We start from the raw sequence: 10,113 nt of genomic DNA on the forward strand, positions 1-10,113 counted from the left end.
CGGCGCGAACGGCGGTGCGGCGCGCGTCGTGGCGACGTTCCCCGTGGTCCCGGGCATGTCCGTCGGCGGCTCCGTCGGAGGCGGCGGGCGGGAGAACTCCGGGACGGCAGGCGGCGCCGGCGGCGCGGGCGGTGGTGGGGCGGGCGGCGCCGTCGTCGGCCAGCACGGCGGTGCCGGTGGCGGCGGGTACAGCGAGCTGCTGCTCGACGGTGAGCTCGCGGCGCTCGCGGGCGGCGGCGGCGGCTCCGGCGGCGGCCACTCCGTCTCGACGGACGGCTTCGGTGGCGACGCCGGCCTTCCCACGGGGCCCGGGCAGGTCGCGGCGGGCTCTCCCGGGACCGACGGCTACGAGGGGCAGACCGCCGCGCTCGAGCGCGTCGTCGTCGGCGGCGGCCGGGGTGGGACCGAGGCCGCGGGCGGCGGTGGCGCGCACAGCGTCGACCCCGCGCTCGACGGGCTCGCCGGCTCCGGGCGCACGGGCGGCGCCGGCGCGTTCGACCCGAACTACGACGCAGGCGGCGGCGGTGGTGGCGGCTACGCCGGCGGCGGTGGCGGTGCCTCGACGACCATCCAGAACAGCGAGGCCGACGGGAGCGGGGCGCGCATCGACACGGTCGCCGGCGGTGGCGGCGGCGGTGGCTCCAGCTTCGTGGCGGCCTCGGCCAGCGACGTGTCCGCGACGGCCGTCGGCCGGCTGACCGGGACGGGCGCCGGCCCGGCGGGCTCGATCGCACTCGACTGGGTGGAGTGCGCCTACGACCTCGCCGTGACCAAGACGGTGTCCGTCGAGGGCGGCTCCGCGGGGGCGACCGGCACGGCCACGTCGGGCGACGTCCTGACGTGGACGGTCACCGTCACCAACACCGGCCCCCGGGCCATGACCCGCGGGGACGTCGTCACCCTGCGTGACACGCTGCCCGGCGCCGGCACGGCGACGATCACCTCGGTCTCCACGACCGGTGGCACGCCCGACGCGTTCGAGCGCGGGCCGGTGACGTGCGACGCCGCCGTCGGGGACGCCGTGCCGGCCGCACTGGTCTGCGCCCGCCCGTTCGCCGTGCTGGGCGAGGTGTCCTCCGGCAGCCGCGGGCTCGACGTCGGGGAGACCCTGACGATCGTCTCCACCCAGACGGTCGCGGACGCCCCCGGGGCGGTGCTGGCCAACACCGCCTCCGTCGAGGACCGCGGGGACCCGGCGGACAACGCCGCGACCGCCACGGTGACGGTGGTCGGGCCGCCGACGGCGGTGGACGACGCCGACACCGGCAACACCATCGGTGACGCCGTGGCCGTGGACGTGCTCGGCAACGACAGCGGTGTCAGCACCACCCTCGATCCGGCCTCCGTGGTGCTGCGCGACCCGTCCGGCGGCTGGGTCAGGTCGCTCACCGTCGCCGGCGAGGGCACCTGGTCGGTCGACCCGGCGACCGGGGCGGTGACGTTCCGGCCCGAGGCGGGCTTCCTCGTCGACCCGACCCCCGTCGCGTACCGCGTCACGGACGCCAACGGCCTGTCGGCGACCGCCACGGTCACCGTCGACTACGTGCCGGCGGCCGCCGCCGACGCCGACCTCGGCCACGCGATCGGCGACGTGGTGGTGGTCGACCCTCTCGGGAACGACACCGGCGACCTGGTCCCCGGGAGCACGCGCCTGGTCACGTCCGCCGGGGACCGGGTCACCGAGCTCGCCGTCCCGGGCGAGGGCACGTGGACGGTCGACGCCCGCACCGGCGAGGTGACCTTCACGCCGGAGGAGGGGTTCCTGGTGGACCCGTCGCCGGTCACCTACGAGGTCACCGACTCCACCGGCGACACCGCGGCGGCCGTCATCACCGTCGGCTACGTGCCGGACGCGGCCGCCGACACCTCCCGCGGGAACACGCTCGGCGACGCCGTCCCCGTCGACGTGCTCGCGAACGACGCCGGCGACATGGACCCGACGACCGTGCGGCTGCTCGACCCCGACGGCGTGCCGGTCACCGCGCTCGCCGTGCCGGGCCAGGGCGCCTGGACCGTGGACGCCCGGACGGGCGTCGTGACCTTCACCCCGGAGGTCGGGTTCCCGGGCAGCCCCGACCCCGTCCGCTACCAGGTGACCGACAGCACGGGCGACACCGTCTCGGCGCAGGTGCTCGTCACCTACCGCCCCGTGGCCGCGGACGACGTGCGCACCGGCCGGACGCCGGGCGAGCCCGTCACCGTGGAGGTCGTGGGCAACGACGCGGGTGACCTCGATCCCGCGAGCGTGCGGCTGGTCGGCCCGTCGGGCGACCGCGCCACCCTGCTGCGGGTCGCCGGTGAGGGCGTGTGGATCGTGGACCCGGTGACCGGGGACATCACCTTCACGCCCGAGGACGGCTACGACGGCAATCCCACGCCCGTGACGTACGAGGTCACGAGCACCGCGGGTGACGCGGCCCTGGCCCAGGTCGTCGTCACGTACCTCCCGCAGGCGGCGGACGACGCGGACGAGGGCAACGCCCGTGGCACCGCCGTCACGGTCGACGTGGTCGACAACGACCGCGGCGCCCTCGACCCGACCAGCGTGCGGCTGGTGGGCCCGGGCGGTGACCTCGTCACCACGCTGACCGTCGCGGGCCAGGGGGTCTGGTCGGTCGACCCCCGGACCGGGGCGATCACCTTCACGCCGGACGCCGGCTTCACGGGCGACCCGGACCCCGTCCGCTACCGGGTGCTCGACGTCGAGGGCAACCCGACGACCGCGCAGGTGCGGATCACGTACCGCGCGGCGGACCCGGCGCCGGCCGGCCTCGCGGTCACCGGCGGCGAGGCGGCCGGGGCGGTCGGCGGCGCAGCCGTGCTGCTGCTCCTCGGGGCGGCACTCGTCGCCTGGCGTCGCCGGGGTGCGCGAGCCTGACCTCGCCCCGCGGTCCCCGGTGCGTCCGACGCGCCGGGGCCCGCGGGCCTCCGCGCCGGTCCGACCAGGTGGCGCCCGACGCCCGATGCCGTCCGACCGGTCGGGAAGTAGCGGTAGCCTCGCACTACCTAGTACGCGGTAGGTAGTGCCTCGCACCGGCGCGCGCCCCTGCCGCGACCCGGGGCCGCCGTGGTCCCCGGGGACGACGAAGTGGAGTGTGCGATGCGCATCGCGAGCTGGACCAGCACCACCGAGCACGAGCGCTGGACGGACCTCGGCGCCGTCGAGCCCGGCGCCGTCGACCGGATCCCCGACGTGTTCGTCCAGCTGGACGACGAGCGGCAGGAGATCGAGGGCTTCGGCGCGACGTTCAACGAGCTCGGCTGGACCTCGCTGGCCCACCTGACCGAGGACCAGCGCGCCGAGATCTTCCGGGAGATGTTCGCCCCGGGCGTCGGCGGGAGCTTCACGATCGGGCGCATGCCGATCGCGGCCAACGACTTCGCCCGCGACTACTACTCGTACGACGACGTGCCGGGGGACTTCGACCTCGAGCACTTCAGCATCGCGAACGACCACGAGACCCTGGTGCCGTACATCCGGGCCGCGCTGGAGCACCAGGGGTCGCTGCGGCTGTGGGCGTCCCCGTGGGTGCCGCCGCAGTGGATGAAGACCAACGGCCACTACGCCTCCGTGCAGCCGTGGATCAACGGCGTCGAGAACGGCCTGCGGCCCGACCAGGTGCAGGCCGAGGGGACGGACTCGTTCGTCCAGGACGAGCGGCACCTCGCGACCTACGCGGCGTACTTCGGCAGGTTCGTCGACGCGTACCGCGAGCTGGGCATCGAGATCGGCATGGTGATGCCGCAGAACGAGTTCAACTCGGCCCAGCCCTACCCGAGCTGCACCTGGACCCCGGCCGGCCTCGCGGCGTTCCTCCGGCACCTCGGCCCCGAGATGCGGGAGCGCGGCGTCGAGGTGTTCCTCGGCACCGTCGAGCGGCCGAACCAGGCCCTGGTCGACGAGGTGCTGGCGGACCCCGACGCCGCCGCGGAGGTCACCGGCATCGGTGTGCAGTGGCACGGCAAGTCGATCGTGCCGTTCCTCAAGAAGGACCACCCGGGGCTGCGGCTCTACCAGACCGAGCAGGAGTGCGGCGACGGCAAGAACGACTGGCGGTACGCCCGGTACTCCTGGCGCCTGATGCGGGACTTCCTCAACAACGGCGCGAACGCGTACCAGTACTGGAACCTGTCGCTCGAGCGCGGCGGCGTCAGCCGCTGGGGCTGGTCGCAGAACTCGCTCGTGGTCGTCGACCCGGAGACCGGTTCGTTCGAGTACACCCACGAGTACGCCGTGCTGAAGCACGTCAGCCACTTCGTGCGGCCGGGCGCGCGCCTGGTGCCGACGCTGAGCTACGCCGGCTACGAGAACCAGGTCGCGTTCCGGAACCCCGACGGCTCGCTCGTCGTCGTCATGCAGAACGACACCTCCGAGGAGATGCCGGTGGCGGTGCTGGTCGGCGACCAGGTCGTCACGCCGGTGCTGCCCGCCGACTCGCTGAACACGTTCGTCCTGGAGGTCTGAGGGCCCCCGCAGCCGGTTCGCCGCGCCGCCGGGGGCGACCCCTGCCACGATGCCCGGATGAGGCGGTGGCGCATCCCGGTGGGCGCGGCCCTGGTGGCCGCGTCGCTGGCCGCCTGCGGGCCGGGCAGCGCAGCCCGGGCGGCCGAGGACGTCGCGGTCGCGTTCTACGCGGCGGTGGCCGACGGTGACGGGGACGCCGCCTGCGCGCTGCTCGCCGGGTCGGTCGCGCAGACGGTCGCCGCGGACGAGGAGGCCCCGTGCGGGCGGGCCCTGTCCGAGGGCGGGGTCGCCGACGACCTCGTCGAGCGCGCCGCGGACGCCCGGCCGGGGGAGGTCCGGGTCGCCGGCCGGCAGGCGCAGGTGCGGCTGGGCAGCGACACCGTGTTCCTCGCGCGGTCCGGCGCGGGGTGGGTCGTCACCGCCGCGGGCTGCGACCCGCGGCCGGACCGGCCCTACGACTGCGAGGTGGCGGCATGAGGTCGCAGCGGGTGCTGTTCGTCGTGACGCTGGCCGGCACGTACCTGGTGCTGCTGCTGGCCGTCGTGCTCGCGGTGGTGCGGCGGTGAAGGCCCCGCGGTGGCTGCGGGAGAACGGGCTGAGCCTGTTCTTCCTCGGGCTGTTCCTCGCGGCCGTCGTCGGGCAGGCGGTCAGCGGCGTGGCTGTGTTCGACCGCGAGCAGGTGGCGGCCGGGCTCGACCCCGTCACGCTCGGCGAGTACGTCACGTCGTCGGCGTTCGCCGTCGACCTCAGCGAGAACTGGCAGTCGGAGTTCCTGCAGTTCCTGCTCTACATCGCCGCCACCGTCTGGTTCGTGCAGCGGGGCTCGCCCGAGTCGAAGCCGCTGGACCAGGCCGGGCGGGAGAGCGACGAGGAGCAGGCGGTCGGCGAGCACGCCGGCCCCGACTCGCCGCCGTGGGCCCGCGTCCGGGGCTGGCGGCTGTCCGTGTACTCGCACTCGCTGACCCTGGTGATGGGGTCGATCTTCCTGGGGTCGTGGTTCGTGCAGTCGCTGACCGGCGCGGTGGCGTACTCCGAGGAGCAGATGCGCGACCTCCAGGACCCGGTGACGTGGGCGGAGTACCTGCGGGAGCCGGACTTCTGGAGCCGGACGCTGCAGAACTGGCAGTCCGAGTTCCTCGCGGTGCTGTCGATGGTCGTGCTGGCCATCTACCTGCGCGAGCGCGGGTCCCCGGAGTCCAAGCCGGTGGGCGCCCCGCACAGCGCCACCGGCATCGAGTCCTGACCCCTCCGAGCACTGGCGCGGCGGCCCGGCGGACCCGAGAGTGGTCGCATGACCGTCGTGAACCCGCCTCGCGACCTGCGCGAGTACATCGAGTTCCTCCGCGACAGCGGCTACACGGTGCGGGACGGGCACACGCCGGACCCGGACCTGATCGACCCGCAGGGCAACCCGGTCTACACCTGGCAGGAGGGGTACCCGTACCCCGAGCTGATGGACCGCGACGCCTACGAGCTCGAGAAGTACCGCCTCCAGGTCGAGCTGCTCAAGTTCCAGTACTGGCTCGAGGACAACGACAAGCGGGCGATCGTGCTGTTCGAGGGCCGGGACGCGGCCGGCAAGGGCGGCACGATCAAGCGGTTCACCGAGCACCTGAACCCGCGGACCTCGCGCGTGGTGGCGCTGTCCAAGCCCAGCGACCGCGAGCGCGGCCAGTGGTACTTCCAGCGCTACGTGCAGCACCTGCCGACCGCGGGCGAGATCGTCATGTTCGACCGGTCCTGGTACAACCGCGCGGGCGTCGAGCGGGTCATGGGCTTCTGCACCGAGGACGAGTACCAGGCGTTCATGGGCCAGGCCCCGGTCTTCGAGAAGATGCTCGTGGACTCCGGCATCCACGTCACCAAGCTCTGGTTCTCGGTGTCGCGCAAGGAGCAGCGCACCCGGTTCGCGATCCGCCAGCTCGACCCCGTGCGCCGGTGGAAGCTGTCGCCGATGGACCTCGCCTCGCTGGACCGCTGGGAGGAGTACACCCAGGCCAAGGAGGAGATGTTCCACCGCACGGACAAGCGGCACGCCCGGTGGACGATCATCCGGTCCAACGACAAGAAGCGCGCCCGGATCAACGCGATGCGGTTCTTCCTCAACCAGTTCGACTACGAGGGCAAGGACCTGGACGTCGTCGGCCGGCCCGACCCGCTGCTGGTGATCCGCAGCAAGAACGAGCCGGCGGACGAGTAGCACCGGGCGGTCTTGCCGTGGGAGCGCGCCGCCCGGGATGCTGGCGAGATGGCCGGCGAGCGGACGTACCCGATCCTGCCCTGCCCCGACGTCGACGCCGCCGTGGCCTTCTACGAGGCCCTCGGCTTCCACCCGACCTACCGGCAGCGGCGCCCGAACCCGCACGCGGTCGTCCGGTTCCAGGACATCCAGATCCACCTCGCGGGCATCGACGGCTTCGACCCCGAGGGCTCCTACGCCAGCGTGATCGTCGTCGTGCCGGACGCGGAGGCGCTCTACCAGCAGTTCGCCGCCGGGCTGCGCGCGCACCTCGGGCGGCTGCCGGTCGCCGGGGTCCCGCGCCTGCTGCGGCCGCGGCGCAAGCAGGGCACCACCACCGGCTTCTCCGTGGTGGACGTCGGCGGCAGCTGGCTCCGGTTCTACCGCGAGGCCGACGTGGGTGCCGAGGAGCCCGCCGCCACCGGGCTCGCCCGCGCCGTCGAGGTCGCGGCGCGGCAGGGCGACGCGCGCGGTGACGACGCGCAGGCGCTGGTGGCGCTCGACGCCGGGCTGACCCGGCACCCCGACGCGCCGGCCGACGAGCGGGCCCGGGCGCTCGCGTACCGCGCGGAGCTGCTCGTCCGGCTGGGGCGGGCGGGGGACGCCGCGGCCACGCTGGCCGAGGCCGGTGCGCTGCCGCTCAGCGCGGCGCAGGCCGAGGCCGTGGCGCCGGACCTGGCGCACGCGCGGGAGCTCGTCGTCGGCCCCGGCGGCTGATCCCCGTCAGAACCGGAACGGGATCGGGATGCCGCCGCAGCAGCACACCCCGCGCACGTCCGACTGGGCCAGCATGCCCGCGGCCTGGTAGCAGGCGACGAACCGGGCGACGGTCGGCCGGACGCCCCGCAGCACCCCGCGCGCGACGACCGTCCGCCGGATCGCCTCCGAGCAGGACGTCCCGCCGTGCGCCACCCGGTGCGCGCAGGCGTAGCCCTTCCGGGGCGAGATCCGGCGCTGGTAGACGCGGATCAGGCGGTCGGCGGCGGTGGCGGCGAGGCTCATCGCGCCACGGTAGGCGCGGGTGGGCGCGGACGCGCGCCGACGGGTGCGCCGGTGCTCAGCGCAGCACCTGCGTCAGCACCGACCGTCCGTCGCCGTGCTCGAGCGTGGCGAGCGCGCCGTTCACCAGCGCCAGGTGCGGCGGGACGTGCCCGCAGTCGACGTCGGCCAGCACCGGCACGCCGAGGTCGGCGAGCGCGTGCCGCGCGGCGTCGTGCTGCGTGAGTCCGGGCACGTCCGGGCCGCGGGTGCGCCCGAGGAGCACGGCGTTCGCGCCGGCGAAGAACCCGGCGTACCGGAGGCCGAGCAACCGGCGCGCGACGTCGGTCGCGTCCGCCCCCGCGGCCTCCAGGTAGACGATGGTGCCCTCCGGGGCGTGCGCCGCCGCGAACGCCGCCACGTCGCCGTACGGCGTCCCGGCGAGGTGCGACACCGTCTCCAGGCACCCGCCGACCAGACGGCCGACGACCAGCACGGCGTCGTCCCCGTCGAGCCGGGTCCAGCCGCCGAGGGTGTCGAGGGGCTCCTCCGTGGCGTCCGGGTCGGTGGCGAAGTCGGTGTACCCGGCCGACCGGTACCGCGGCGCGGCGCCCTGCACGAGCGTCGCACCGGCCTCCGCCTGCACGACGTCGAGCCAGGGCAGCAGCGGCTCCGGCACCCGGAACGGCGTCTCCATGAGGTTCTGCCCGTGCAGCGTCGCGACGCCGGTGCGGAGCGTCAGGGGCAGTAGCAGCGTCGAGATGTCGGAGTAGCCGACGAACCACGTCGGATCCGCCGCGAGGGCGTCCCAGTCGAGGCGGTCCAGCAGGTCGAGCGCGATCTCCCCGCCCCACGGCGGCACGACCGCTCGCACCGCCGGGTCCGTCATCAGCTCCGTGAGCTCGGCGGCGCGGGCGGTCGCGGGCCCGCTGGCCACGCCCTCGCCGCGCACCAGCGGCCCGAGGCGGACGTCGAACCCGCGGTCGGCGAGGTGCCGGACGGCCACGTCGAGCCGCCGGGCGTGCGGGGCGGTGACCCCCGCGGACGGGGAGGCCACGCCGACGACGTCGCCGGCGACCAGCGGCCGGGGGTAGCGGATCATGCGCCGCAGTCTGGCAGCGCGCGCCCGCCCCTGGTGGCCCCGGGAGCCCGCGGCGTAGCGTCGTGAGGTGCCGGAGCACCAGCCGATCGCACGAGGGGTGGATGAGCCATGAGCATGATGACGGACATGATGAAGTCGATGCCGGCCGGCACGACGGGGATGGACATGACCGCGATGCAGCCCTGCATCGAGGCCTGCTCCGCCGCGGCCATGGCCGCGACCATGTGTGCCGACGCCGACGCCGGCGAGAACATGGCGCGATGTGCGTCCCTGTGCACGAGCACGGCGGACGTCGCCACCACCACGATGCGGATGATGATGCGGCCCGCGGGCTACGACATGGCCGCCGTGTCGGCGATGGTGCAGGCCTGCGTCGCCGTGGGCGAGGCGTGCGCGGCGGAGTGCGAGATGCACGCGTCGATGTCCGAGCACTGCCGCATCTGCGCGCAGGCGTGCCGGGCGATGGTCGAGGCCTGCCGCTCGATGATGTCCTCGATGGCCTGACCGGTGACGCGACGCCGGCCCGGTCAGCCGCCGGGCCGGCCGGTCGCCGCGACCGGGGGCGTGGTCAGACCGACGGCCGTGCGGCGTACCAGACGCCGCCGACGGCCAGCAGCTCGGCGACCGGGTGCACGGCCACCGGCTCGCCGGGCTGCGGGGTCGCGCGCGTCGTCAGCACGCGGTGCTCGCCGTCGAGGAGGACGACGGTCACCTGGGCGTCGCCCTGCGCACGGACGAGGCCGTCGCGCCAGGCGCTGGGGGAGGCGGAGGCGACGACCTCCTGGATGGGGAGGACGTCGACGCGGGTCTGCTGCGGCACTGCGGGGCTCCTGGTGTCCGGCGCGGGGGTGCGGGTACGCCCGCGCGACGAGGACCGGCGGACCGGGGCGACGCGGAGGGCGGCTGCTGCGGGGTGACGGGACGGGTCCGGGCCGGGCGCGCTCAGGCGCGGGCGGGGGACCGGTGGGGCGTCAGCGACACATTCGACAGCGGCACCGCACCGTGGGCACGACGACGGGCCCCGCGGGGAGCGGGGTCGCGTGGGCGTGCCGGGCGGCGGACATGGCGACGAGTCTGAGCAGGCCCGCCGGACGTGTCAAGGGACGGTGACCGCGCGGGGGCGGCGCCGCTGGTCACGCGGCCGACCCCGGTGCCCGGCGGCGTCCGCCCTGTGGACGGTCAGCCGCCGGCGAGCGCGCGCAGCTCGGCGAGCGCCGCCCGCACTTGGTCGTCGAGCCCGCGGCGGCCGTCGCCCGCGACCCACGCCTCGAAGCCCACGCGGAACGCCGCCACGGCGGCCTCGGCCGCGAGCGCCGCGGCCGGCTCGGG

Annotated in this window: 10 protein-coding genes; 7 read left to right on the top strand and 3 right to left on the bottom strand. The window is 75.2% G+C overall.

Annotated elements, in window-relative coordinates; translation table 11 throughout:
- The 6 genes from FA014_RS14775 to FA014_RS14800 form a co-directional block, all read left to right on the top strand.
- The coding region (locus tag FA014_RS14775; RefSeq protein ID WP_419178409.1) for an Ig-like domain-containing protein at positions 1–2,878 on the top strand (2,878 nt) is incomplete at its 5' end.
- Positions 2,879–3,100: 222 nt separating this feature from the next.
- Entirely contained in the window at positions 3,101–4,465 is a 1,365-nt protein-coding gene (locus tag FA014_RS14780; RefSeq protein ID WP_230323197.1) for a glycoside hydrolase family 30 protein, read from the top strand.
- A 57-nt stretch (positions 4,466–4,522) separates the two neighbouring features.
- Positions 4,523–4,942, top strand: coding sequence for a hypothetical protein (locus FA014_RS14785; protein WP_154730418.1), 420 nt, complete (start codon positions 4,523–4,525; stop codon positions 4,940–4,942).
- Positions 4,943–5,027: 85 nt separating this feature from the next.
- Positions 5,028–5,708, top strand: a complete 681-nt coding sequence (locus FA014_RS14790) for a DUF6766 family protein (protein WP_154730419.1) — start codon at positions 5,028–5,030, stop codon at positions 5,706–5,708.
- 48 nt (positions 5,709–5,756) lie between these two features.
- Entirely contained in the window at positions 5,757–6,665 is a 909-nt protein-coding gene (gene ppk2, locus FA014_RS14795) for a polyphosphate kinase 2 (RefSeq protein WP_154730420.1), read from the top strand.
- A gap of 48 nt (positions 6,666–6,713) precedes the next feature.
- Positions 6,714–7,421: a hypothetical protein gene (locus FA014_RS14800; RefSeq protein ID WP_154730421.1), complete on the top strand. Its 708-nt coding sequence runs from the start codon at positions 6,714–6,716 to the stop codon at positions 7,419–7,421.
- Between the two features lie 6 nt (positions 7,422–7,427).
- Here FA014_RS14800 and yidD read toward each other — a convergent pair whose 3' ends face one another.
- Together yidD and FA014_RS14810 are read right to left on the bottom strand one after the other, a co-directional pair.
- Positions 7,428–7,706 (bottom strand): membrane protein insertion efficiency factor YidD, encoded by a 279-nt coding sequence (yidD, locus tag FA014_RS14805; protein WP_154730422.1) that lies wholly within the window; start codon positions 7,704–7,706, stop codon positions 7,428–7,430.
- Positions 7,707–7,761: 55 nt separating this feature from the next.
- Entirely contained in the window at positions 7,762–8,784 is a 1,023-nt protein-coding gene (locus FA014_RS14810) for a S66 family peptidase (RefSeq protein ID WP_154730423.1), read from the bottom strand.
- 108 nt (positions 8,785–8,892) lie between these two features.
- On the opposite strand from FA014_RS14810, the gene FA014_RS14815 reads away from it, so the two are divergent.
- Positions 8,893–9,288 carry an aldehyde dehydrogenase gene (locus FA014_RS14815; protein WP_154730424.1) on the top strand — a complete coding sequence of 132 codons (396 nt, stop codon included), beginning with the start codon at positions 8,893–8,895 and terminating at the stop codon, positions 9,286–9,288.
- Positions 9,289–9,352: 64 nt separating this feature from the next.
- On the opposite strand, the gene FA014_RS14820 is transcribed toward FA014_RS14815, so the two are convergent.
- Positions 9,353–9,604 carry a nuclease gene (locus FA014_RS14820; RefSeq protein ID WP_154730425.1) on the bottom strand — a complete coding sequence of 84 codons (252 nt, stop codon included), beginning with the start codon at positions 9,602–9,604 and terminating at the stop codon, positions 9,353–9,355.
- Between the last annotated feature and the right edge of the window lie 509 nt (positions 9,605–10,113).

Origin of the sequence: Cellulomonas hominis, from assembly GCF_005239125.1 — a bacterium.
Taxonomy (GTDB): Bacteria; Actinomycetota; Actinomycetes; order Actinomycetales; family Cellulomonadaceae; genus Cellulomonas; species Cellulomonas hominis_A.

Coding starts and splice junctions, on each gene's coding strand:
- FA014_RS14780 (WP_230323197.1), top strand. CDS start 3,101: ATGCGCATCGCGAGCTGGACCAGCACCACCGAGCACGAGCGCTGGACG.
- FA014_RS14785 (WP_154730418.1), top strand. CDS start 4,523: ATGAGGCGGTGGCGCATCCCGGTGGGCGCGGCCCTGGTGGCCGCGTCG.
- ppk2 (WP_154730420.1), top strand. CDS start 5,757: ATGACCGTCGTGAACCCGCCTCGCGACCTGCGCGAGTACATCGAGTTC.
- FA014_RS14800 (WP_154730421.1), top strand. CDS start 6,714: ATGGCCGGCGAGCGGACGTACCCGATCCTGCCCTGCCCCGACGTCGAC.
- yidD (WP_154730422.1), bottom strand. CDS start 7,706: ATGAGCCTCGCCGCCACCGCCGCCGACCGCCTGATCCGCGTCTACCAG.
- FA014_RS14810 (WP_154730423.1), bottom strand. CDS start 8,784: ATGATCCGCTACCCCCGGCCGCTGGTCGCCGGCGACGTCGTCGGCGTG.
- FA014_RS14815 (WP_154730424.1), top strand. CDS start 8,893: ATGAGCATGATGACGGACATGATGAAGTCGATGCCGGCCGGCACGACG.